This window comes from Bradyrhizobium sp. Ken64 (assembly GCF_055807555.1).
Genome location: NZ_JBVVPA010000007.1, coordinates 99,128 through 122,020 on the forward strand (window position 1 = coordinate 99,128; position 22,893 = coordinate 122,020).

Here is a 22,893-nt window from a genome sequence, read left to right on the forward strand (position 1 = left end):
TGTCGCACGACCCCGGATTACGCTTCGCTCCATCCGGGCTACGATATCCGAGCTTACGTTTCCGGAAGCGCAAACACCTCGCATGGCGCGGCAATGCCGCGCAGCGAATGCGATCCGAGCGCGATCAGAGGCATGTCCGTCTCGGCGGCGAGCGCGCCCGACACCAGCACGGTTCTGCCGAGCGGCTTGCACAATCCTTCGAGCCGGCTGGCGAGATTGACGGCGGGACCGATCGCCGTGAAATCGAGCCGGTTGGCGGCGCCGATATTGCCCCATAGCATCTCGCCGAGATGCAGCGCCGCACCGAACGCGAGCGGCGGCAGACCTTGCGCACGGCGCTCCGCGTTGAGATACGTCATTCCGGCTTCGGCTGCGCTCGCGGCACGCAGAGCTGCATCGCACGCTTGGCGCGGTGACGCCCCGACCACCGGAAAGATCGCGAGCACGCCGTCGCCGATGAATTTCAGCACCTCGCCGCCGAAGGCGTGGACCGCGCCGGCGATTCGATCGAACCATGCATCGAGCGCCGCGATGACGCCGGCAGGTGGCGTGGTTTCCGACAGGAGCGTGAAATTGCGCAGATCGGCATAGAGCAGCGCGGCCTGAATGGTCTCGCCGAGATCGCGCCGCAGGGGTGCCGCCAGCACCCGCTCCGCGCTGCGCTTGCCAAGATAGGCATCAAGCGTCGCGCGCAACGTGGCGCGCGCGGCAAGCACCGCAAGGGGCGTCGCGGCAAAGCGCGCGGCCTGGCGCAACTGCTCGGTCTCGTCTGCGGTGAACGGACGCGGCCCGATCCAGCCGAGCAATGGCCCGTCGGGCCGTCCGACCGCGTCTTCGTGCACCTCACCGGCCGCGATGTCGCGCAGCCAGCGGCGGCCGGCATCGTTGGGCGGGTCGGGCGCGAGGCCGCCTGGTGCGAAGCCGAGCGCTTCGATCACCCGGCCGTTCTCCGCGCGCCACAACCAGGTCCGCTTCGCGATCAACGGATGCGGCACCCCCAACGTCAGGCTGCCTGCCGCAAGCGGCACGCCGTCGGCGACCAGATGTGCGCCGAGATCCGCGAGCAGGCGGTCGGCCCCCGTGCTATCGGCGGCGGCATCGACAAGCCAGGCTAGCGTCGGCGAGAGGTGCATGGCCCGATCATGACGAAGGCAGGCGGTCTTTGTCACGGGCAATCCTTGACGGGCCGCTCGCGCGCCGCCATGTCCCAGTGTCAGCCAGGGATGATCGCCGATGACCGAACCGTTCATAGTGCGACGCGAGACCCAGATCGCCGCCCCACGCGCCACCGTTTTCGCTTACCTGACCGACCCCGAGAAGATTTTGAGCTGGATGGGTTCCGACGCGACCACAGAGCCACATCCCGGCGGGCTATATCTGCTCAAAGGCATCGGTCCCCGCGGCGGCGTTGCCCGCGGCGCGTTCCGCGAAGTCGTGCCGGTGCATCGTCTCGCCTACACGTTTGGATGGGAGGGTGGCCAGGAAGTGCCGCCCGGCTCGAGCCTGATCGAGATCGACCTGATCGAACGCGACGGCGGCACATTGCTGCGCATGACCCATAGCGGGCTGCCGACCGAGGAACAGGCTGCCGCCCACGCGACGGGATGGGCGCATTATCTGGGACGGCTCACGACCGCAGCCGCGGGCAGCGATCCCGGTCCCGACAACGGCGTTTCCACCAAGACGTAGCGACGGAAGAAGGTCAGACCGCCGCGGTCGCCACCACCTGCTGCAAAAGCTGCTCGCGCCTGGCCTGCGAACGCTGGCCCTTCATGGTCGCGGCGAAGCGTTCGAGGATGCCGTCCTCGAACGCGGTGACGATGGTGTCGTGAACATAGCTCTTGCGGCAGATCGCCGGCGTGTTGGAGAGCTGATCGGCAGCGCCCCGGATCGCCTCCAGCACCTGCTTCTTGCGGCCACGCTGGCTGGTCGCGGGCGTGATCCGCGACAACGATTCCACGACCACGGCAGAGGCCATCAGCGTGCGGAAATCCTTTAGCGATATCTTGATGCCGGCGATCTCGCGCAGAAACGCGTTCACCTGCGTGGTGCTGACCGCGCGCACGATGCCGTAGGCATCGCGATACTGGAACATGCGCTTGCCCGGAACGCCCTGCAAAATCCCGATGGCACGCACGAGCTTGGCCGCGTCGCACTCTTTGCGTACCGCCTTGCCGCCCTTCGCCTTGAAGGTCAGCACGAAGTTGTCGTCTTCCAGCGAGACGTTGGACTTCAGCAGCGTGGTGGCTCCGCGGGTGCCGTTGAGACGGGCATAGGATTCGTTGCCGGGGCGGATCGCGGTGCGCGCAATCAGTTCGATGACGGCCGAGAGCGCGAATTCGCGGGTCGGCTCGTCGCCCGACAGGAACGCCGAGACCTTGCGCCGGATCTTGGGCAGCGCGCCGACGAGTTTTTCCAGACGATGCGCCTTGCGTTGCTCGCGGACCTTCTCCCAATCGGCGTGATAGCGATATTGCAGCCGGCCCGCGGCATCGCGTCCCACCGCCTGGAGATGCGTGCTCGGATCGGCCGAGTAGCGCACCTCGCGATAGGCCGGCGGCACCGCCATGGAATGCAGCCGCCGAATGATGCGGGCATCGCGGATGTGGACCCCGTTGGGTCGCACGAACGAATAGCCCTTGCCGCGCCTGATGCGGCGGATGGTCAGCTCGTTCTGGTCACCGAGCCGCAGGCCCAGTTCCCTGGCGAGGGCCTCGACCGTCCTCGCAGGCGCCGTGTCGAACGCTTTTTTCGGGCTGGGACGGCCGGAACCGGCCGGTTTCGGCCATTGTCCGAGGGCTTTGGCCAGCGCAATGGCAGCAGGATCGGCTGAAGCGGGCCGCATCGTCCCGAAATTCCGCTGATCCATCATAGTCTTATGCCTTAACCCTGTCTGTTATCGGTCAATGCCGCTGTTCTGATTTTTGTTCCATGGGGTCTCGTTGGACCCGGGTTGGCCATTTAGGGTGTTCCGAACCGCATTGCGAGTCCCGAATCAGTGAGAGGCGGTTTCTAAATACCTCTGCACGGTGCATGGCGCTCTGCGCGGGCCCCTTCCGAGGATCTGGGTAAAGACCCGAAAGCCGCCCGTCGCCCTGTTTCAAAACTGCGACAGTCGCACGAAACGGCTTGATCCTCCGCATGGCAGGCTGCTCGCCGAAGGTCCAGCTTGTGCACCTTGTCGGGTCCGGTTAGCCCGACGCATAATCGGTTCAAGGATCAAGTCGGCTCGCCAGTGGTCTGCGCTCGGCTTGCCGTATGTGGAGGGAAACATGTCCGAGAAGATCTACGACGTCCCCGCGGAATGGGCGAAGCGCGCCTGGGTCGACCAGGCCAAATACAAGGACATGTACGCCCGCTCGATCTCGGACCCGAACGCCTTCTGGGCCGAGCAGGCCAAGCGCATCGACTGGATGCACGCTCCGACGAAGATCGAGAACGTCTCCTTCGCGCCGGGCAACATCTCCATCAAATGGTTCGAGGACGGCATCCTCAACGTCGCCCATAATTGCATCGACCGGCATCTCCACAGCCGGGCCAACCAGACCGCGATCATCTGGGAAGGCGACGATCCCTCGCAATCCCGGCACATCACTTACCAGGAGCTGCACGACGAGGTCTGCCGGATGGCCAACATCCTGCGCACCCGGAACGTCAAGAAGGGCGACCGCGTCACCATCTACCTGCCGATGATTCCGGAGGCGGCCTACGCGATGCTGGCCTGCGCGCGGATCGGCGCAATTCACTCCGTGGTGTTCGCCGGGTTCTCGCCCGACAGCCTCGCGCAGCGCATCAACGATTGCCAATCCAAGGTGATCATCACCGCGGATGAGGGCCTGCGCGGCGGCAAGAAAGTGCCGCTGAAGGCCAATGTCGACGCCGCGCTCGCCAAGGCAGACGGCGTCGACTGGGTCGTCGTGGTCAAGCGCACCGGCGGCGCGGTCGAAATGAATCCCTCGCGCGACCTCTGGTACCACGACGCCGCCAAGATGGTGACGACCGAGTGCCCGGTCGAGCACATGCACGCGGAAGATCCGCTGTTCATCCTCTACACCTCAGGCTCGACCGGCCAACCCAAGGGCGTGCTGCACACCTCCGCCGGCTATCTCGTGTTCGCCGCGATGACGCATCAATACGTCTTCGACTATCACGATGGCGACGTCTACTGGTGCACCGCCGACGTCGGCTGGGTCACCGGCCACAGCTACATTCTGTACGGGCCGCTCGCCAACGGCGCGACCACGCTGATGTTCGAAGGCGTGCCGAATTACCCGGATAATTCGCGATTCTGGAACGTGATCGACAAGCACAAGGTCAACATCTTCTACACCGCGCCGACCGCGATCCGCGCGCTGATGCAGAGCGGCGACGCGCCCGTGAAGAAGACCTCGCGCGCCAGCCTGCGCCTGCTCGGCTCGGTCGGCGAGCCGATCAATCCGGAAGCCTGGGAGTGGTATCACCGCGTCGTCGGCGACGACCGCTGCCCGATCGTCGACACCTGGTGGCAGACCGAGACCGGCGGCATTTTGATCACGCCCCTGCCCGGCGCCACGAAGCTCAAGCCGGGCTCGGCGACGCAGCCGTTCTTCGGCGTGGTGCCCGAGATCGTCGACGCCGATGGCAACGTGCTGGACGGCGAGACATCAGGCAATCTGTGCCTGACGAGGTCATGGCCGGGCCAGATGCGCACGGTCTATGGCGACCACGCCCGCTTCGAGCAGACCTATTTCTCGACCTATAAGGGCAAGTATTTCACCGGCGACGGCTGCCGGCGCGATGCCGACGGTTATTACTGGATCACCGGCCGCGTCGACGACGTCATCAACGTCTCCGGCCACCGCATGGGCACGGCGGAAGTCGAGAGTGCCCTGGTCGCACACGAGAAGGTCTCGGAAGCCGCCGTGGTCGGTTACCCGCACGACATCAAGGGCCAGGGCATCTACGCCTATGTGACCCTGATGGCCGGCATCGAGCCGACCGACGAACTGCGCAAGGAGCTCGTCACCTGGGTGCGCAAGGAGATCGGCCCGATTGCTGCGCCCGACCAAATCCAGTTCTCGCCCGGCCTGCCAAAGACCCGCTCCGGCAAGATCATGCGCCGCATCCTGCGCAAGATCGCCGAGGACGAGCCGGGCAGCCTGGGCGACACCTCGACCTTGGCCGATCCCGGCGTGGTCGACGACCTCGTCAAGAACCGACAGAACAAGAAGTCCGCGTAAGGCAGTCTCGTGCCCCGGACGCAGCGCAGCGCTCTTTAGCGGTGCGCTGCTGAGCCGGGGCCATGCAACGGCAGACACTGTGGTTTTCCGGGGCCCGGCTCGGCGTCGCACCGCTTCGCGCTGCGCCGCGTCCGGGACACGGACCGCCTCCCGCATCACCGCCCCTGAAACAACGGCCGTTCACATCGTCACGCACTTGTCAGGCCGCGCCCCGGCGCCCGGGCATCTTTCCGGCTGAGTGTTGTTTTCAGGTCATTTACTTTGTTTCGAACATTTCCTTTGTTCCCCCTGCTGGCTGGCCCTTGGCGGCCGTGCGTGGAAACCATCCGGTTAACAGGCGCGGTTAAGAATGTCGCCTGACAAGGACTTGCGACAAGACTTGCGACAAGGACTTGGCGAGCCAGCGATTGCCGGTTTTGCATAATTTTGGACGGTCCGTTCGGGGCAAGGGGAAAATCGATGTCGATGAGGATTGCTGTGGCGCTGGCCGCCACCGTCGGGGCTGGGGTCTTGATGTCGACGGCGGCGCAGGCGCGGCCGGAAATGGTGGGGACACACCTGGCCGACTATTCGCCGGGCACCATCGTGGTCAAAACCAACGAGCGTCGGCTCTATCTCGTTCTCGATAGCGGCCACGCCGTGCGCTACCCGGTCGGCGTCGGCAAGTCCGGGAAGCAGTGGGCCGGCACCACCCGCATCGACGGCAAGTACCGCAACCCGGCCTGGGCGCCGCCCGCCGAGGTGAAGCGCGACAAGCCGACCATCCCCGACGTCATCCCGGGCGGCTCGCCACGCAATCCGATGGGCGTCGCGGCGATGACGCTGTCCGGCGGTGAATATGCCATCCACGGGACCAACGTGCCGGGCTCGATCGGCGGCTTCGTCTCCTATGGCTGCATCCGCATGCTCAACGACGACATCACCGATCTCTACAGCCGCGTCTCGGTCGGCACGACGGTGGTCGTGACGCGCTGATCGCCGGCATTGGGGTGAGACGGCAAGAGCCGCGTCTTTCGACGCGGCTTTTTTTGTCACCAGAAGCGCCAGCTCCGCGTGCACCAGCCGTCGCGATGGCCGCCATTGTAGCTTCGCGCGTAACCGCCGGCGAGCAACGCCGCCGAGACACTGGCCGTGCGTTTTGTCGCGACGTCGGCGAGAACGCGGCCATATTTATCGGAGCCGAGATTGGTGATCACCACGCCACCTTGCCCGAGCAGATCGCGCAATGCGCGGGCCGCGGCTTCGGCCTTGTCCAGCTCCTGCTGGCAGGAGGCTTTCATCTCGGGTGCATCGATGCCGCGCAGGCGAACGCGCACGACGAGATCGCGGCCGTTGCGCTGACGAACGCGTGCGAGAAAGGTGTCGCCGTCAATGGTGCGAACGACCTCGACCGGCTCACGGACGTCAGGACTTGCCTGCTGTAAGATGATTTCGGCGTCCCGCGATTGACCGTCAGTCGCACGAGGGAACGGCCAGTTCATCCCGTGCCGGAACGTGAACACCACGGCCACCACGATTCCGACCACGAACATCCACGGCAACAGGCCTGAGAAACGGCGACCGAATGGCGAGCCGCTGTATGAAGGCCGATATGGATGGCTTGGATCGAAACGCGACATCCGCGCACGCTAGGGCTGAGTCGGGCAGTCCGGCAAGCGAGCCTCAAAAGACAAGCTTCAGAAGTCGGAAGCGATGCCCTTGCGCTCCCAATCGCCATAGCGGGTCGGCTCGGGTCCTTTTGGGCCCTGCAACTCCTTTGGCGCCGCCTGGCCGTCGTTTTTGGCTCGGACTGCCGCAGCCTGCCGGCGCGCTTCGGCCTCGGCCAGCGCACGCTGGGCGGCCGGCGTGAGCTGCTTGCGGTCGGAAACGGGAGGCTGGTCACTCATCGCTGGGCTTTCTAGCGCAGGGCGAGGCACAGCGCGACGCCCAATAACGCATTCCTGAAATCGGGCCCGGAGGGCTGAAAAAGCCGGAAGCGATTCTTACATTTGGCATATTCGCGTGCGAGAGATCGCTTTCTCAAGGCATGCGCCCGTATCGGCGGAACTGCCGCTCGCTAAGAACCTTAAGCCGCATGCCTTCTCAACGTTTCGCTCCTCCATCCGAAGTGCCCGGTCTCGCGGCGCGGCGGATTGCCGCCGACATCGTCGACGGCGTGCTGCAAAAGCACCGCACGCTTGACGAGCAGCTCGACGGCAGCGGCGCCCATCCCGGACTGAAGACGCTCCCCGACCGCGACCGCGCGCTGATGCGCCGCCTGGTCGCCACCGTGCTGCGCCGGCTCGGCACGCTCGGCCATGTGCTGTCCCGCTTGCTCGACAAAGGCATTCCCTCCGACGCGCCGCGCGCGCAAAGCGCGCTGTTGATCGGCGCCGCCCAGATCCTCTGGATGGACGTGCCCGATCACGCTGCCGTCGATCTCTCCGTTCGCCTTGTGCAATCCGACCGGCGCGCCGCGCGCTATGCCGGCCTCGTCAACGCCGTGCTGCGCCGCTGCGCCCGCGAGGGCAAGGCGCTGGTGGACGAGGTTGCCGCGCAGTCGCTGGACCTGCCTCCCTGGATGCTCGCGCGCTGGAGCGCGCATTACGGCGAGACAGTCGCAAGAGACATGGCGCTCGCGCTCAGCCACGATCCTTCGCTGGATCTCACCGTGAAGTCGGACGCCGCGCAATGGGCGAGCCGGCTCCATGGCGAAGTGCTGCCGACCGGATCGGTGCGTACGGTGCTGCACGGTGCGGTGACCACGCTTCCCGGCTTCGCCGAAGGACAATGGTGGGTGCAGGACGCCGCCGCTGCGCTGCCGGCCCGGCTGTTCGGCGACATCAAGGACAAATCCATCGCCGATCTCTGCGCCGCTCCCGGCGGCAAGACCGCGCAACTGGCGCAGGCCGGTGCGCACGTCACGGCCATCGACCGCTCGCCCGCCCGCGTGGCGCGGCTGCGCGAGAATCTGACGCGGTTGTCGCTCCAGGCCGAGACCGTCGTCGCCGACGCCGCGGAATGGGCGGGTCCTGCCGAGGGCTTCGACGGCATCCTGATCGATGCGCCCTGCACCTCGACCGGGACGATCCGCCGCCACCCCGACGTATCCTGGCTTCGGCAGGAATCCGACATCGCCGCAATGACCGCGCTCCAGCGGCGGCTGCTGCAAAAATCGGTCTCGCTGCTCAAGCCCGGCGGGACGCTGGTCTACTGTACCTGCTCGCTGGAACCCGAAGAGGGCGAGCATGCGGTCGCCGCGCTGCTGGCCGCAGAGCCTGGGCTTCGCCGGGTTCCGATCGATGCGTCCGAGGTGTCGGGACTCAGCGAGATCGTCACCGCCGAGGGCGATTTGCGCACTCTGCCCAGCCATCTGCCGAACGCCGATCCCAAGCTCGGCGGGCTCGACGGATTTTTCGCGGCCCGGCTCGTTAAATCCTGATTTTGCACTGGATTTTGCAACCACGGCGCTGATTCGCGTCGTTCAAGGTGGTGTCGGCCGTCCGATTTTGGGATTAATAAGGATTCGTCGGAATCCTCTCCCCCATCAAGGCAAGGCGTGTCGGTCGCTCAACGCAGACGTATCTCGACGCTGGTGATGAACCGCTTCGCGCGGAACATGCTCGCGCGCGCGAGCGGCGGTTCCGTCGCCCTGTCGCGGGTCTGGCCCGGCCGCGCCGACCGGCTGATCATCGCGCCGCATGATCTGCGCACCGCGGATGCGACCCGCGCCGCCGAGATCTATGCCGGCCGCTTCGTCTTCGCCGGCAAGATCGTCAATTGCCACGGCCGTTCGATCTTCGATCTCGAGCCTCCGTCGGAGGATTGGGAGGTTGCGCTGCTCGGCTTCGGCTGGCTGCGCCATTTGCGCGCCGCCGACACCGCGCTGACGCGCGCGAATGCGCGCTCGCTGATCGAGGACTGGATCGCCAACCCTGCCACCAAGCGCCGTCCCGTCGCGCGACGCGCCGACGTACTTGCGCGACGCGTGATCTCCCTGCTGTCGCAGGCGCCGCTGGTGCTCAACGACACCGACAACAAATTCTACCGCCGCTATCTGCGCGCGCTGGCGCGCGAAATCCGCTTGCTGCGCTACACCATGGTCAACATTCCCGACGGAGTGCCGAAGCTCCAGGTGCTGATCGCGCTGTGCTATGCGGCGCTGTGCCTCGCCAACCAGGCAAGTCACATCCGCAGCACCTCGAAAAAGCTCTCGGATGAATTGCAGCGGCAGATCCTGCCCGACGGCGGGCATGTCTCGCGCAACCCGGGCGCGCTGATCGAGCTCTTGATCGACCTGTTGCCGCTGCGGCAGACCTTTGCCGCGCGCAACATCGCGCCGCCGCCCGCGCTTCTCAACGCGATCGACCGCATGATGCCGATGCTGCGCTTCTTCCGCCACGGTGACGGCAATTTCGCGCTGTTCAACGGCATGAGCGCGACACCCTCGGACCTGCTCGCGACGCTGCTTGCCTATGACGACACCCACGGCGCGCCGATGTCGAATATGCCCCATACCGGTTTCCAGCGCCTCGATGCCGGCCAGACCACGCTGATCATCGACACCGGCCCGCCGCCGGCCGCCAGCGTCAGCCACGACGCCCATGCCGGCTGCCTGTCGTTCGAACTGTCCTCCGGCATCAGCCGCATCGTCACCAATTGCGGCATGCCGACCACGGGCCGCGACAATTGGCGGCCGTTCGCACGCGGCACGGCAGCGCATTCGACGCTGACCTATCACGACACCTCGTCATGCCAGTTCGTGGAGATGTCGGCGATGAAGCGGCTCCTGCACGGCGCTCCGATCACCAGCGGCCCCGTCGAGGTCGAGAGCTATCGCGAAATCGTGCAGAACGGCACGCTGCTCACGACGTCGCATGACGGTTACCTCACAAAATTCGGCGCGATCCACCGCCGCGTGCTGATGATCGCCAATGACGGCGCGCGCATCGACGGCGAGGACACGCTGTCGCCGCCGCAAGGCGGACGTTTCAAGGGTCCGGATGCCGATTTCGCGCTGCGCTTCCATCTGCACCCGGCGGTGAAGGCGAGCCGGCTATCCGATGCCCGCGGCGTCATGCTGGTGCTGCCAAACCGCGACGTCTGGACCTTCGAGGCGCTCGACGACAAGGTGGAGCTTGAGGACAGCGTGTCCCTGGCCGGCAATGACGGCCCGCGCCGTACCGCTCAGATCGTGATCCGCCAGGATGCGCGGCAGGCGCCCTCGATCCGCTGGAGTTTTGTCCGCTCCACCACCTCGCCGGCGATCACGAATGCCCGCAGAAATGCGCGGCGGGAGCCGGAACTTCCGCTGTAGACGCCTGCGATTCGGCCCGATCTGATCGTTGTGAAAACGACCGAAAACTGCTATCGAGCCCTCGCTCGCGCGACTGGCGACCTTGGATGGAGCACCATCGGGAAGCGCGGGACATAGCTGCCGCGCGCCTGGGCATTACTCCTTCAAGAAAGAGGATCTTGCTCATGACTGACCATCCCCGCCGCGTCACTCGCGCCCTTCTCTCCGTTTCCGACAAGACCGGCCTGATCGACTTCGCAAAGGCGCTTGCCGCGCACGATGTCGAACTGATCTCGACCGGCGGCACCGCAAAGGCGATCGCCGCGGCCGGCCTTGAGGTGAAGGACGTCTCCGAGCTGACCGGCTTCCCCGAGATGATGGATGGCCGCGTCAAGACGCTGCATCCGAAGGTGCATGGCGGCCTGCTCGCGATCCGCGACAACAAGGACCATGCGGACGCGATGACGGCGCATGGCATCGCGCCGATCGATCTGCTCGTCGTCAATCTCTATCCGTTCGAGGCGACCGTCGACAAAGGCGCGGGCTTCGAGGATTGCATCGAGAACATCGATATCGGCGGCCCCGCGATGATCCGCGCCGCCGCGAAGAACCATGACGACGTCGCCGTCGTGGTCGAGGCGCAGGACTATCAGGCCGTGCTCGACGAGCTCGCCGCCAACAAAGGCGCGACCACGCTGAAGCTGCGCCGGCGTCTTGCTGCAAAGGCTTACGCGCGCACTGCCGCCTATGACGCCGCGATCTCGAACTGGTTCAATCGCCAGCTCGAGATCGACGCGCCCGACTTCCGCGCCTTCGGCGGCAAGCTGATCCAGTCGCTGCGCTATGGCGAGAATCCGCACCAGACTGCGGCGTTCTATGCGACGCCCGACAAGCGTCCGGGCGTCTCGACCGCGCGGCAGCTCCAGGGCAAGGAGCTCTCCTACAACAACATCAACGACACCGATGCGGCCTATGAATGCATCGGCGAGTTCGACGCCAAGCGCACCGCGGCCTGCGTCATCGTCAAGCATGCCAATCCCTGCGGCGTCGCGGAGGGCTCCGACCTCGTCAGCGCCTATCGCAAGGCGCTGGCCTGCGATTCCACCTCGGCCTTCGGCGGCATCATCGCGATGAACCGCGCGCTCGATGCCGACACCGCGCGCGAGATCACGAAAATCTTCACCGAGGTGATCATCGCGCCCGACGCAAGCGAGGAAGCGATCGCCATCATCGGCGCGCGCAAGAACCTGCGACTTCTGCTCGCCGGCAGCCTGCCCGATCCGCGCGCACCGGGCCTCACCGCCAAGACGGTGGCGGGCGGCCTGCTGGTGCAGAGCCGCGACAACGCGGTGGTCGACGACATGACCTTCAAGGTTGTCACGAAGCGCGCGCCCACTGATGCCGAGATGCGCGACCTGAAGTTTGCCTTCCGTGTCGCAAAACACGTCAAGTCCAACACCATCATCTATGCCAAGGATCTCGCCACGGTCGGCATCGGCGCCGGCCAGATGAGCCGAGTCGATTCAGCGCGGATCGCGGCACGCAAGGCTCAGGATGCGGCCGCCGAGCTGAAGCTCGCCGAACCGCTCACCAAGGGCTCGGTGGTGGCGTCGGATGCGTTCTTCCCGTTCGCCGACGGCATGCTCGCCTGCATCGAGGCCGGCGCCACCGCCGTGGTGCAGCCCGGCGGCTCCATGCGCGACGACGAGGTCATCAAGGCCGCCGACGAGCACGGCATCGCCATGGTGTTCACGGGCACGCGGCACTTCAGGCACTAGATCTGTCGTGTACTAAACTCTTAACGGGTCGTCCCGGCGAAGGCCGGGACCCATAGCCCAGGAAGTAGTTTGGCGTGCGGTACTAGCCGCGTCGCGGCAACGAGAAATCACGCGGTATGGGTCCCGGCCTTCGCCGGGACGACACTAATTTTCCCGCACCCGCATCAACAGCGCCAGCCCCGCGACGAAGAACACCACCAGCACGGCCATGCCGGCCTTCTGGCTCGCCGTCACCGCGGTGATCACGCCGATCAGGAGCGGGCCGATGAAGGACGTCACTTTCCCGGTCAGCGCGAACAGACCGAAATACTGCGCGATGCGGTCCTTCGGTGCGAGACGGATCAGGAGCGTGCGTGAGGCGGCTTGCAGCGGACCACCGGCTGCACCGATCAGGCAGCCCAGCACCAGATAAGCGCGCTCGGCCGCAGCGGCGAACATTGCACCGCCAGGCGCGGGCGGCGCGACCTTGATGAAGAAGATCGAATCCTTGTCGACCAGCAGGATCGCCGCCAGCGCCAGCAGCAGGACCAGCATGCTGCCGGCGATCACGCGCTTCGGCCCGAAGCGATCGTCCAGCTTGCCGCCAAACCACGCGCCGAACGCGCCGGCGATCGCGAGCATGATGCCGAAGGTGCCGATCTGGATCGTGTGCCAGCCGAACGTGCCCGCGGCATAGATGCCGCCGAAGGCAAACAGCGACACCAGACCGTCGGTGTAGATCATGTTGGCGAGCAGAAAAGCCGCAAGCGATTTCTGCTGCGGCAGACCCTTGATCGATTGCTTCAGCTCCGACAGGCCTTCGTGCAGCGCCTCACGCACCGGACGCTTCGCCGGATAGTCCGGCGTGAACAGGAACATCGGCGTCACGAAAACGATGAACCAAAGCCCGGTCAACGGTCCGGCGGCGCGGTCGCCCTGATGGCTGACGGGATCGAGCCCGAACAGAGGCGTGAGCCCGAGCAGCGTGCGGCCGGTCTCGGGATTGGCCGCGAGCAAACCGAGCACGATGATCAGGCTGACGATGCCGCCGACATATCCCGTCGCCCAGCCGGTGCCGGAGAGCCGGCCGATGCGATCCGGCGGCACCAAGGTCGGCATCATTGCATTGTTGAAGAGAGTGGCGAATTCCGCGCCGACGCTGGCGAGCGCGACCGCGGTGAGCAGCGGCGGAATGATCGAGGGATCGCCCGGCTTGCCGATCCACAGCGTGCAGGATGCCAGCACCAGCACTGCGCCGAATCCGGCGATCCATGGCTTCCTGCGGCCCGAAGCATCGGCGATGGCCCCCAGCACTGGCGACATCAGCGCGATCGCGAGGCCCGCGGCAGCCATCGCAAAGCCCCACAGCGATTGCCCGGTGGCGGGATTCGGCGCAATGCCTGTGGCGAAATAGGGCGCGAACACGAAGGTCGTGATCAGCGTGAAATAAGGCTGCGCAGCCCAGTCGAAGAAGATCCAGCTGACGACGGCGGCACGCGGCGGATAGATCCGCGGCGCGCCGGCGATACGCGCATCCGGGGCGATCGTCGTCACTCCATCATCCTCATCACGAACAGTTTTGCCTCTGTCGGGGCAAACCGTATAGCATTGCAGCGCTGCATGTGAACTGCCCATGGCCTTTGCGGAAGTTTGATGATGTCGTCTTTTTCGACACGGCGGACATTTTTCGCCTTCCTTGCCACTCTGGCGTTCGGACTTCCGGCCGCGACCGCGCAGGATGCGCGGCGGGCCTATGTGCCGCCCGCGCTCGACACGGTGCATGCCGTTCCCGCCGAGCACGGCATGGTGGTGGCGCAGGAGAAAATATCCGCGCACGTCGGCGCCGACATCCTGCGGCGCGGCGGCAATGCCGTCGATGCCGCGGTCGCGACCGGCTTTGCGATGGCCGTGACCTATCCGCGCGCCGGCAATATCGGCGGCGGTGGCTTCATGGTGATTCACTCCACCGAGCGTAACGAAGACATCACGATCGATTATCGCGAGACCGCGCCGGCTGCGACCACGCCGCAGATCTTCCTGGATGCCGACGGCAAGCCCGACGCGGCGAAGTCGCGGGATTCCACGCTCGGCGTCGGCGTGCCCGGCACCGTCGCGGGTCTTGCGCTGGCCCTGGAAAAATATGGCTCGGGCCGGTTCACGCTGGCGCAACTGCTCGAGCCCGCAATCGCGCTCGCCCGCGATGGCTTCCTCGTCGCCGACGACATTGCCGACACGCTGCCGGGCTGGCACAAGCGGCTGGTGCGCTGGCCCTCCTCGGCCAGGATCTTCTCGCGGCCCGATGGTACGCCGCTCGGTGAAGGCGACAGGCTGGTGCAGAGCGACCTCGCCGAAACGCTGTCGGCTGTCGCCGCACAGGGCTCGCGCGGTTTCTATGACGGGCCGGTCGCTGAGAAACTCGCCAAGGCCGTGGCTGACGCGGGCGGCATCATGACGCCCGCCGATTTGAAATCCTATCGGGCGGTGATCCGCGCCCCGGTGCGCGGCACCTATCGCGGCTATGACATCGTGTCGATGCCGTTGCCGTCGTCAGGCGGCGTGGTGCTGGTGGAGACGCTCAATATCCTCGAAGGTTTTCAGCTCGCCGATCTGAAGCAGGGATCGCCGGCCTCGCTGCATCTGTTGATCGAGGCCATGAAGCGCGCCTATGCGGACCGTGCACGCTATCTCGGCGATCCCGCCTTCGTCAATGCACCGATCGGGACGCTCACCGCCAAGGACTACGCCGCCAAGCTGCGGGCAACCATCTCCGCCGATCGCGCCACGCCGTCGAAGCAGCTCGTGTCCACCGCGACCTCACCGCATGAGGGCAGCAACACCACGCATTTTTCCGTCGTCGACGGCAGCGGCAACGCCGTCAGCAACACCTATACGCTGAACTTCAGTTACGGCGTCGGTCTCGTCGCCGACGGCACCGGCGTGCTGCTCAACAACGAGCTCGACGATTTCACCGCAGCGGTCGGCGCTTCCAATGCCTACGGCCTCGTCGGCTTCGAGGCCAATTTGCCCGGGCCGGGCAAGCGGCCGCTGTCGTCGATGTCGCCGACCATCGTGCTGAAGGACGGCAAGCCGGTTCTGGTGACGGGCTCGCCGGGCGGCAGCCGCATCATCTCGACCGTCCTCCAGGTGATCGTCAACGTCCTCGATTACAAGATGGACGTCGCGGCCGCCGTGGCCGCACCGCGGCTGCATCACCAATGGCTGCCCGACGAGGTCCGGGTCGAGAGCGGCTTCCCGGATGATGTGCTGCTCGAGCTGAAGGCGATGGATCATCTCATCGTCGCGCCAATGGGGCAGACATCGGCGAATTCGATTGCGGTGACCGCCAACGGTCCGCTCGGCGCGCCCGATCCACGCACCCGGGGCGCGGAAGCAGCGGGGCAGTAACTCTGTCCTTGCATGGCGCGAAGGCCGGCTTGCGCGCGACGCCGCGCGTGCAACCACCGCGAGGCGAGAGAAACTGCCAGAGACGCGCGGACGCGTATTGCATGCGGACTGGCGGGCACTGTCACGCAGGGCGCAGTGAGAAACTTACCGCCCCACCTGATACGGCCCACCCTTTTCGAGGGCGCGGCTGTACGCTGGCCGCGCATGAATGCGCTCCAGAAACGCCATCGCCTTGGGATGGCCAAGCTCGAGCCCGCCGCGCGCCTGGGCTGCTTCGAGCGGAAAGCTCATTTGGATATCGGCGGCGGTGAACTCGTTGCCGGCGAACCACTCGCTCTTGCCGAGTTCGCCTTCCCAATAGTCCATGTGCTGCTTGAGCTGCGGATTGACCAGCGCGGTGAGCGCCTGGTTCGAGACCTTGCGCACCAGCGGGCGCAGCAACGCCGGCGCGCGCTTCGGCATTAGCGTGAACAGCAGCTTGAGCAGCAGCGGCTGCATCGCCGAGCCTTCCGCATAGTGCAGCCAATAGGTGAAGCGCAGCCGCTCAGGCGTGTTCGGCGGCGGGACCAGCCGGCCGTTGCCGTAGGTGGCGATGAGATATTCGATGATCGCGCCTGATTCGGCGATGGTGTTGCCGTTGTCGGTGATGACGGGCGACTTGCCGAGCGGATGGATGGCCCGGAGTTCCTTCGGCGCGCGCATGTCCGGCTGGCGCTGATAGCGCACGATCTCGTAGGGCACGCCCAATTCCTCGAGCAGCCACAGTACGCGCTGCGAGCGGGAATTGTTGAGGTGGTGAACGGTCAGCATCGCGTGGTCCCCGAGGCTAGGCATGGTCGGTCGGCCGCGCGTTCCTGCCAGCCCGGGAACGCAATGTCGAGCCATCCGGACGGATATTTTCATCCGGGTATATTGACCTTTACAATTTACCCGGGTATTAAAGCTGCCATCGCGACGGATATGGCAATGATTCCAATGCAGAAAACTTTCACCGCTTTCCAAGGGCATCGCCGTCTGGTCTCCGGGCCGGCAGGAGAGGTTGCGCTGGTCATCAAGCGGATGGCGGAGCGGCCGGACGAGCCCATCATCATCTTCGAGGACGCCACGGGCCGATCGATCGACTTCGATCTGCGCGGCGGAGACCGCGAGGTGCTGGCGCGGCTGGCGAAGCTTGTGCCGCCCCCGGTTGAGGAGACCGCATCGCCGAGCGAGCCGCGCGGCCGCGGCCGGCCGAAGCTCGGCGTGGTCGCGCGCGAGGTGACGCTGCTGCCGCGGCACTGGGAGTGGCTCAGCGCGCAAGCAGGCGGCGCCTCGGTCGCACTACGGAAACTTGTCGAAGAGGCGCGCCGTGCCAGCGGCGACAAGGACCGCGAACGGCAGGCCCGCGATGCGGCCTATCACTTCATGTCGACCATGGCCGGCAATCTGCCGCAGTTCGAGGAAGCTTCCCGCGCGTTGTTTGCGGATGACCGGCGGCGTTTCACCGGGCTGATCGCAGATTGGCCCGCCGACATCCGCGACCACATCGTCAAGCTCGCCTATAGCGACCGCGCCTAGGCGCGCGCCTTCACACAACCCTATCGACGGCCGAGCCACGCGCACTTCGCGTGGCGACGGTTCCGCACGCCCTGATGAAAGGCCAATCCATGTCCGCCGCCAAGCCGCTCTGGAAAAGTTTTCTGCGCTTCCTCGCGCCGTTGATGCTGAGCAATGCGCTGCAATCGCTGTTCGGCACCCTCAGTAACGTCTATCTCGGCCAGATGATCGGGGTCGACGCGCTCGCGTCGGTCTCGGTGTTCTTTCCGGTGTTCTTCTTCCTGTTCGCCTTCGTCATCGGGCTAAGCACCGGCGCCACGGTGCTGATCGGCCAGGCCTATGGTGCGGGCGAGCAGGGCCGGATCAAGCTCATCGTGGGCACGACGCTCGCAATCGGCCTGCTGCTCTCGATTTCAATTGCACTGATCGGCGGCATCTTCAGCCGGCAATTGATGATGATGCTCGCAACGCCCGCGGACATTCTCGACCAGGCCAGCGCCTATGCCCGCATCATGCTGCTCACCATGCCGCTCGGCTTCGCCTTCCTGCTGATGACGGCGATGATCCGCGGCGTCGGTGACGCGCTGACGCCTCTGCTGGCGCTGGCGTTGTCGACCGCGATCGGCTTGATCCTGACGCCGATTCTGATCCGGGGGTCGTTCGGATTGCCCGCGGCCGGCATCACCAGTCCGGCCTGGGCGGCGGCGATCGCCAACGCGTTGACGCTGGTCGCGCTGGCCGCCTATCTGCTGCGGGGGAAACATGCGTTGGCACCGGACGCTGCACTGCTGCGCCATCTGCGGCTCAATCGTGTGGTGCTGGGACAAGTCCTCGGCATTGGACTGCCGAGCGCGATCGGCATGGTGGTGATGGCGATCGCCGAGCTGGTGCTGCTCGGCCTTGTCAACGGCTTCGGCTCGAACGCAACCGCAGCCTATGGCGCGGTCAACCAGGTGATGGGCTACACGCAGTTCACGGCGATGTCGATTTCAATCGCGGTCTCGATCCTCGGTGCCCAGGCGGTCGGCCGCGGCGACCGAGCGGGGCTCGACGGCATTGTGCGCACCGGACTTGCGTTCAACATCGTCCTGACGGGCGGGCTGGTGGCGATGATCTATCTCGCGCCGCGCGCCGTGCTCGGTATCTTCATCACCGAAGACACCGTGCTCGAGCTGGCGAAGGACTTGCTCCACATCGCGCTGTGGAGCTCGGTGCCGTTCGGCCTGGCGACGGTGTTTTCCGGGGCGATGCGCGCTGCCGGCGTGGCGCTGACGCCAATGCTGCTCGCGATCTTCGCCATTGGTGCAATCGAGCTGCCGTCCGCAGTGATCCTGAGCCGCACGATCGGCCTTGAGGGTGTGTGGGCCGCCTATCCGATCGTGTTCTGCGTCATGTTCCTTTTGCAGATGGGCTATTACCTTCTGGTGTGGCGCAAACGGGCGATCCGCGTCTGACCTGACGACATCATCAAGAGATTATGACCGTCATTAAAAGGTGGACCGGCGGCGTGCGCTGCGCCACAATGCGGAAAAGCGACGTCAGGGAGGATGATTTTGACCCGCACAGCCCCGCAATTCCTGTTCGATTTCGGCAGCCCGAACGCCTATCTCAGCCATCTCGCGATACCCGCCATCGAGCAGCGCATCGGCGTCAAATTCGAATATGTGCCGATCCTGCTCGGCGGCATCTTCAAGTCAACCAACAACAAGTCGCCGGCCGAGACGCTTGCCGGCATCAAGAACAAGCGGGAATTCCAGGCGGTCGAGACCGAGCGCTTCGTCAAGCGCTTCAAGGTTCAACCCTACGTCATGAATCCATTCTTCCCCGTCAACACGCTGAACCTGATGCGCGCGGCGATCGCGGCGCAGCTCGAAGGCGTGTTCGAGACATATGTCGAGGCCGCCTTCCACCACATGTGGCGCGAGCCGAAGAAGATGGACGATCCGGAAGTCGCGGCCAAGGCGCTGGCGTCCTCCGGCCTCGACGCGCAAAAGCTGTTCACCCGCGCCGGGGAACCCGAGGTGAAGGGCAGACTGATCAAGAACACCGAGGAGGCTGTCGCGCGCGGCGCGTTCGGCTCGCCGACCTTCTTCGTCGGCGACGAGATGTTCTTCGGCAAGGAGCAGTTGCGCGAAGTCGAGGAGATGGTGTCGGGGAAGTGATTTTCTCGAAGTAGGGAAACCGAGCAATCTCCTCAAGGTCGTCCTGGCGAAGGCCAGGACCCATAACCACCGAATCGCGTTTGGCGATAAGCTGGGGCTCCGACTTGTCCGACAACAGGCAGTCGGGGTAATGGGTCCTGGCTTTCGCCAGGACGACGGCAAGAAACAACAAGGACGATCCCATGCGTATCCTCGTGGTCGGCGCTGGCGCCATCGGCGGCTATTTTGGTGGCAGGCTGTTGCAGGCGGGCCGCGACGTCACCTTCCTGGTCCGGCCGCGGCGCGCCAGCGAGCTCGCGAGCGCCGGCCTCGTCATCAAGAGCCCGAACGGCGACGTGACCTTGAAGAATCCGCCGACCGTTCAGGCCGACGCGCTCAAGGACAAGTTCGATGTCGTGCTGCTCAGCTGCAAGGCCTTCGATCTCGAGGACGCCATCAACTCGTTCGCGGCAGCAGTCGGGCCGAATACCGCGATCATCCCGATGCTCAACGGCATGAAGCATCTCGACATCCTCGACGACAAGTTCGGCCAGGAGCGCGTGCTCGGTGGCCTCTGCGCCATCGCCGCGACGCTCAACGAGAAGCGTGAGGTGGTGCAGCTCCAGCCGATGCAATCGATCAATTACGGCGAGCGCGACGGCAAGCTGTCGGATCGCGTCAAGACGATCGACGAGGCCTTCAAGAGCGGCATCAATGGTGCCACGGCCAGCCAGAACATCATGCAGGACATGTGGGAGAAGTGGGTATTCCTGTCCTCGCTGGCGGCGTCCACCAGCCTGATGCGCACCTCTGTCGGTAATATTCTTGCTGCGCCCGGCGGCAGGGATTTCCTGCTCGGCATGCTGGACGAGACCAGCGCGATCGCCGCCGCGTCGGGCTACACGCCGGGCGGGCCCTTCTTCGAGCGCGTGAAAGGTAACCTCACCACCGAGGGCTCGCCGATGACGGCCTCAATGTTCCGCGACGTCAAGGCGGGCCTGCCGGTCGAGGCCGATCACGTCATCGGCGACCTCATCGCGCGTGCCGATGCCGCCAAGGTGCCGGTGCCGAAGCTGCGCATCGCCTACACGCATTTGAAAGCGTATGAGAAGCAGCGGGCGGGGTAAGCCGCTCGCTCGATCGTCATCCCGGGGCGCGCATAGCGCGAGCCCGGGATCCATAACCACAGGCCGTGGTTATGAACCGAGCTGGTCACGACGAATCTTCGCCAAACCACTCCCTGTGGTTATGGGTCCCGCATCTGCGCTTCGCTTGTCCGGGACGACAGCGGAGATTGCAGCTACATCGCGCGCTATTTGAAATACGCGAGATAGTGCGAGACGGCGGTGATTTCCTCATCGCTCATGTGGTAGGCGACATCGGCCATCGCGGCGCCACCGCCGCCGACGCGCTGGCTGCTCTTGTAGTCGTGCAGCGCCTTGACGAGGTATTCCTCGCGCTGGCCAGCGAGCCGCGCAACGGCCTTGGTGCCGGCAAAGCTATCCGTATGACATGAGGCGCAGCGGCGGCCGGCGGCAACTTGCGCGCCCTTTTTCGACAGCTCCGGATCCTTGTCCTCCGCCGCTGTCGGCGGCGCCAGCGCGGCGAAATAGGCGCCGAGATTGCGGACGTCCTCGTTGGTGATCTCCTCGGCGATCGGCTGCATCTGGTCGTTCTTGCGCGAGCCGGCGCGGAAAAACACGAGCTGCCATTGCAGGAATTGATCGGGCTGGCCGGCCAGCGAAGGAATGTTCTCGGTCTGCGAGATGCCGTTCTCGCCATGACAGCCGGCGCAGACGGCGGCCTTCTCCTTGACCGCGGCATTGTCGGCAGCGCTTGTCGGGAGAGACCCGAGCGCGAGAAGCGCAACCGCGCTGATTGCGTGTGAGATGAACTGCCGGCGCATGATTGGAATTCCGATCTATCGAACGCGTTCTTCCCGACACGCGGCGGCGCGAGCCCGGAGATTCATAACCCGCGTTCGTGGCCATGGGTTCCGGACTTGCGCGCAGGCGGCGCGCGATCAGGAACGACAGCGTGCGAAATTGAAATGAAAAGGCTGCGGTGCCCCTCGGCACCGCAGCCTCGCGTCGTCTTACACTACTTCTTGCTGTAGCTGATGCGGTAGATCGCGCCGGCCCAATCGTCGGCGACGAGGATCGAGCCGTCCTTGGCGAGGATGATGTCGTCGGGACGCCCGAGATAGCCCTGGTCGCCCTCGATCCAGCCGGAGGCAAACACCTCCTGCTTGGCGTTCTTGCCGTCTGGACCGACGATCACGCGCATGATGCGGCCGCCCTGGTACTTGTGACGATTCCAGGAGCCGTGCTCGGCGATCAGGATGTTGTTCTTGTACTCGGCCGGAAATTGGTCGCCGGTATAGAACTTCATGCCGAGCGGAGCGACGTGAGCGCCGAGGTTCAGCACGGGCGGCGTGAACTCGGAGCATTTGTGGCCCATCGCGAACTTCGTATCCGGCAGGTCACCCTGGTGGCAGTAGGGATAGCCGAAGTGCTCGCCGATCTTGCTGATCATGTTCAGCTTGTCCGAGGGCAGATCGTCGCTGATCCAGTCGCGGGCATTCTCGGTGAACCAGAACTTGCCGGTGCGCGGATCGACGTCGCCGCCGACCGAGTTGCGAACGCCCAGCGCGTAGATTTCCGCATTGCCGGTCTTGGGATCGACGCGGCGGATCTGCGATACGCTGGTCGGGGGCACGCCGATGTTGAAGGGCGGTCCGAACGGAATGTAGAACCAGCCTTCCTTGTCGACCGCGATGTATTTCCAGCCATGCGCGGCATAGGACGGCATGTCGTCGTAGACGACCTTGCCCTCGCCGGGATTGTCGAGCTTGTTCTCGATGTCGTCGTAGCGGATCAGCTTGTCGACCGCGATCACGTAGAGCGCACCATCCTTGACGGCCAGACCCGTGGGCATGTTCAGGCCCTTGAGGATGGTCTTGACCTCTTTCTTTCCGTTGTTGTCCTTGATGGCATAGACGTTGCCGAGGCCGAACGAGCCGACGAACAGCGTGCCCTTGTCACCCCAGGCCATCTGCCGCGCGGCCAGCACGCCGGAGGCGTAGACCTCCATCTTGAAGCCCGCTGGCAGCTTGACCTTCTTGACGATATTGGCGAGTTCGGCGTCCGACGCGCCGGTGGGCGGACCCGACGGCGGCGCCAGGCCCTTCTGCGCCTCGGTCTCGTCGCCGAGGAACCAGTCGTCCGGCGGATGGGTCCAGAACTCCTTGGTGCCGGATTCGTATTTCTTCAGCGGCTTGTTTTTGTCCTGCTGCTGCGCGTGACCGGCGCTTGTCCCCGCGAGAAGGGCAATTGCTGCAAGCGCCAGGATGGATTGAAAGACGGATCGATGGAATTTCATCGCGTCACTCCCCTAAGGCAGCCGTCAGGGCTGCGCATTATTTTGTTTTGTTAGTCGAGAGGCGAAGTTCGGACTCTGTCGAGAGGACAGACGCAGAAGGTTAGCACATCTGCGAGCGGTGAGAAGCGCGCCGCGTGAGCTGCATAGCGCTCAGTAAAAATTGAGACGGAAAGTCAATG

The 22,893-nt window shown here is 65.1% G+C and carries 19 protein-coding genes and 1 riboswitch; of the genes, 11 read left to right on the plus strand and 8 right to left on the minus strand.

The window, feature by feature from the left end:
* Window positions 1–53 precede the first annotated feature (53 nt).
* Complete coding sequence (locus AC0L2F_RS14595) at window positions 54–1,133, minus strand: adenylate/guanylate cyclase domain-containing protein (protein WP_473248932.1); 1,080 nt, start codon at window positions 1,131–1,133, stop codon at window positions 54–56.
* 100 nt (window positions 1,134–1,233) lie between these two features.
* Between AC0L2F_RS14595 and AC0L2F_RS14600 the strand changes: the two genes are divergently transcribed.
* Window positions 1,234–1,689 (plus strand): SRPBCC family protein, encoded by a 456-nt coding sequence (locus tag AC0L2F_RS14600; protein ID WP_473248831.1) that lies wholly within the window; start codon window positions 1,234–1,236, stop codon window positions 1,687–1,689.
* A gap of 13 nt (window positions 1,690–1,702) precedes the next feature.
* Here the strand turns inward: AC0L2F_RS14600 and AC0L2F_RS14605 are convergent, their stop codons facing one another.
* Window positions 1,703–2,872 (minus strand): DNA topoisomerase IB, encoded by a 1,170-nt coding sequence (locus tag AC0L2F_RS14605; protein ID WP_473248832.1) that lies wholly within the window; start codon window positions 2,870–2,872, stop codon window positions 1,703–1,705.
* A gap of 400 nt (window positions 2,873–3,272) precedes the next feature.
* Between AC0L2F_RS14605 and acs the strand changes: the two genes are divergently transcribed.
* Entirely contained in the window at window positions 3,273–5,219 is a 1,947-nt protein-coding gene (acs, locus tag AC0L2F_RS14610; RefSeq protein WP_473248833.1) for an acetate--CoA ligase, read from the plus strand.
* 459 nt (window positions 5,220–5,678) lie between these two features.
* Entirely contained in the window at window positions 5,679–6,194 is a 516-nt protein-coding gene (locus AC0L2F_RS14615; protein ID WP_035973481.1) for a L,D-transpeptidase, read from the plus strand.
* A 56-nt stretch (window positions 6,195–6,250) separates the two neighbouring features.
* On the opposite strand, the gene AC0L2F_RS14620 is transcribed toward AC0L2F_RS14615, so the two are convergent.
* Complete coding sequence (locus tag AC0L2F_RS14620; protein WP_035973480.1) at window positions 6,251–6,838, minus strand: thermonuclease family protein; 588 nt, start codon at window positions 6,836–6,838, stop codon at window positions 6,251–6,253.
* A gap of 57 nt (window positions 6,839–6,895) precedes the next feature.
* Window positions 6,896–7,105: a DUF1674 domain-containing protein gene (locus AC0L2F_RS14625; protein WP_007604127.1), complete on the minus strand. Its 210-nt coding sequence runs from the start codon at window positions 7,103–7,105 to the stop codon at window positions 6,896–6,898.
* A 188-nt stretch (window positions 7,106–7,293) separates the two neighbouring features.
* On the opposite strand from AC0L2F_RS14625, the gene AC0L2F_RS14630 reads away from it, so the two are divergent.
* From AC0L2F_RS14630 to purH, 3 genes are all read left to right on the plus strand, one after another.
* Entirely contained in the window at window positions 7,294–8,640 is a 1,347-nt protein-coding gene (locus AC0L2F_RS14630; protein ID WP_473248834.1) for an RsmB/NOP family class I SAM-dependent RNA methyltransferase, read from the plus strand.
* Window positions 8,641–8,796: 156 nt separating this feature from the next.
* Complete coding sequence (locus AC0L2F_RS14635) at window positions 8,797–10,515, plus strand: heparinase II/III family protein (protein ID WP_473248933.1); 1,719 nt, start codon at window positions 8,797–8,799, stop codon at window positions 10,513–10,515.
* A gap of 59 nt (window positions 10,516–10,574) precedes the next feature.
* A riboswitch (ZMP/ZTP riboswitch) is annotated at window positions 10,575–10,656 on the plus strand.
* Between the two features lie 23 nt (window positions 10,657–10,679).
* On the plus strand, window positions 10,680–12,272 hold the full coding sequence (gene purH, locus AC0L2F_RS14640) for a bifunctional phosphoribosylaminoimidazolecarboxamide formyltransferase/IMP cyclohydrolase (protein WP_473248835.1): 1,593 nt from the start codon (window positions 10,680–10,682) through the stop codon (window positions 12,270–12,272).
* A 144-nt stretch (window positions 12,273–12,416) separates the two neighbouring features.
* Here purH and AC0L2F_RS14645 read toward each other — a convergent pair whose 3' ends face one another.
* Window positions 12,417–13,805: an MFS transporter gene (locus AC0L2F_RS14645; RefSeq protein WP_473248836.1), complete on the minus strand. Its 1,389-nt coding sequence runs from the start codon at window positions 13,803–13,805 to the stop codon at window positions 12,417–12,419.
* 99 nt (window positions 13,806–13,904) lie between these two features.
* On the opposite strand from AC0L2F_RS14645, the gene ggt reads away from it, so the two are divergent.
* A complete protein-coding gene (gene ggt / locus AC0L2F_RS14650) occupies window positions 13,905–15,656 on the plus strand; it encodes a gamma-glutamyltransferase (RefSeq protein ID WP_473248837.1) in 1,752 nt (583 codons plus the stop codon).
* Between the two features lie 144 nt (window positions 15,657–15,800).
* On the opposite strand, the gene AC0L2F_RS14655 is transcribed toward ggt, so the two are convergent.
* Window positions 15,801–16,466 carry a glutathione S-transferase family protein gene (locus tag AC0L2F_RS14655; protein ID WP_063992271.1) on the minus strand — a complete coding sequence of 222 codons (666 nt, stop codon included), beginning with the start codon at window positions 16,464–16,466 and terminating at the stop codon, window positions 15,801–15,803.
* Between the two features lie 150 nt (window positions 16,467–16,616).
* On the opposite strand from AC0L2F_RS14655, the gene AC0L2F_RS14660 reads away from it, so the two are divergent.
* From AC0L2F_RS14660 to panE, 4 genes are all read left to right on the plus strand, one after another.
* The gene (locus tag AC0L2F_RS14660) at window positions 16,617–17,213 is read left to right on the plus strand and encodes a DUF2239 family protein (RefSeq protein WP_473248838.1); all 597 of its coding nucleotides are present in this window, start codon (window positions 16,617–16,619) and stop codon (window positions 17,211–17,213) included.
* Window positions 17,214–17,287: 74 nt separating this feature from the next.
* Window positions 17,288–18,646: an MATE family efflux transporter gene (locus AC0L2F_RS14665; protein WP_473248839.1), complete on the plus strand. Its 1,359-nt coding sequence runs from the start codon at window positions 17,288–17,290 to the stop codon at window positions 18,644–18,646.
* A gap of 93 nt (window positions 18,647–18,739) precedes the next feature.
* A complete protein-coding gene (locus tag AC0L2F_RS14670) occupies window positions 18,740–19,354 on the plus strand; it encodes a 2-hydroxychromene-2-carboxylate isomerase (RefSeq protein WP_035973478.1) in 615 nt (204 codons plus the stop codon).
* 182 nt (window positions 19,355–19,536) lie between these two features.
* Window positions 19,537–20,460: a 2-dehydropantoate 2-reductase gene (gene panE / locus AC0L2F_RS14675; RefSeq protein ID WP_473248840.1), complete on the plus strand. Its 924-nt coding sequence runs from the start codon at window positions 19,537–19,539 to the stop codon at window positions 20,458–20,460.
* 185 nt (window positions 20,461–20,645) lie between these two features.
* Here the strand turns inward: panE and AC0L2F_RS14680 are convergent, their stop codons facing one another.
* Entirely contained in the window at window positions 20,646–21,239 is a 594-nt protein-coding gene (locus AC0L2F_RS14680) for a c-type cytochrome (protein WP_063992268.1), read from the minus strand.
* 194 nt (window positions 21,240–21,433) lie between these two features.
* Window positions 21,434–22,714 (minus strand): PQQ-dependent sugar dehydrogenase, encoded by a 1,281-nt coding sequence (locus AC0L2F_RS14685; RefSeq protein ID WP_473248841.1) that lies wholly within the window; start codon window positions 22,712–22,714, stop codon window positions 21,434–21,436.
* Window positions 22,715–22,893 lie beyond the last annotated feature (179 nt).

What these genes read in the sequence shown, in the direction of transcription:
- AC0L2F_RS14665 (WP_473248839.1), top strand. Translation starts at nt 17,288, where the DNA reads ATGAAAGGCCAATCCATGTCCGCCGCCAAGCCGCTCTGGAAAAGTTTT.
- AC0L2F_RS14670 (WP_035973478.1), top strand. Translation starts at nt 18,740, where the DNA reads ATGATTTTGACCCGCACAGCCCCGCAATTCCTGTTCGATTTCGGCAGC.
- ggt (WP_473248837.1), top strand. Translation starts at nt 13,905, where the DNA reads ATGATGTCGTCTTTTTCGACACGGCGGACATTTTTCGCCTTCCTTGCC.
- AC0L2F_RS14685 (WP_473248841.1), bottom strand. Translation starts at nt 22,714, where the DNA reads ATGAAATTCCATCGATCCGTCTTTCAATCCATCCTGGCGCTTGCAGCA.
- AC0L2F_RS14680 (WP_063992268.1), bottom strand. Translation starts at nt 21,239, where the DNA reads ATGCGCCGGCAGTTCATCTCACACGCAATCAGCGCGGTTGCGCTTCTC.
- AC0L2F_RS14635 (WP_473248933.1), top strand. Translation starts at nt 8,797, where the DNA reads ATGAACCGCTTCGCGCGGAACATGCTCGCGCGCGCGAGCGGCGGTTCC.
- AC0L2F_RS14600 (WP_473248831.1), top strand. Translation starts at nt 1,234, where the DNA reads ATGACCGAACCGTTCATAGTGCGACGCGAGACCCAGATCGCCGCCCCA.
- AC0L2F_RS14625 (WP_007604127.1), bottom strand. Translation starts at nt 7,105, where the DNA reads ATGAGTGACCAGCCTCCCGTTTCCGACCGCAAGCAGCTCACGCCGGCC.
- AC0L2F_RS14620 (WP_035973480.1), bottom strand. Translation starts at nt 6,838, where the DNA reads ATGTCGCGTTTCGATCCAAGCCATCCATATCGGCCTTCATACAGCGGC.
- AC0L2F_RS14655 (WP_063992271.1), bottom strand. Translation starts at nt 16,466, where the DNA reads ATGCTGACCGTTCACCACCTCAACAATTCCCGCTCGCAGCGCGTACTG.
- AC0L2F_RS14630 (WP_473248834.1), top strand. Translation starts at nt 7,294, where the DNA reads ATGCCTTCTCAACGTTTCGCTCCTCCATCCGAAGTGCCCGGTCTCGCG.
- AC0L2F_RS14595 (WP_473248932.1), bottom strand. Translation starts at nt 1,133, where the DNA reads ATGCACCTCTCGCCGACGCTAGCCTGGCTTGTCGATGCCGCCGCCGAT.
- AC0L2F_RS14660 (WP_473248838.1), top strand. Translation starts at nt 16,617, where the DNA reads ATGGCAATGATTCCAATGCAGAAAACTTTCACCGCTTTCCAAGGGCAT.
- AC0L2F_RS14615 (WP_035973481.1), top strand. Translation starts at nt 5,679, where the DNA reads ATGTCGATGAGGATTGCTGTGGCGCTGGCCGCCACCGTCGGGGCTGGG.
- AC0L2F_RS14605 (WP_473248832.1), bottom strand. Translation starts at nt 2,872, where the DNA reads ATGATGGATCAGCGGAATTTCGGGACGATGCGGCCCGCTTCAGCCGAT.
- purH (WP_473248835.1), top strand. Translation starts at nt 10,680, where the DNA reads ATGACTGACCATCCCCGCCGCGTCACTCGCGCCCTTCTCTCCGTTTCC.
- acs (WP_473248833.1), top strand. Translation starts at nt 3,273, where the DNA reads ATGTCCGAGAAGATCTACGACGTCCCCGCGGAATGGGCGAAGCGCGCC.
- panE (WP_473248840.1), top strand. Translation starts at nt 19,537, where the DNA reads ATGCGTATCCTCGTGGTCGGCGCTGGCGCCATCGGCGGCTATTTTGGT.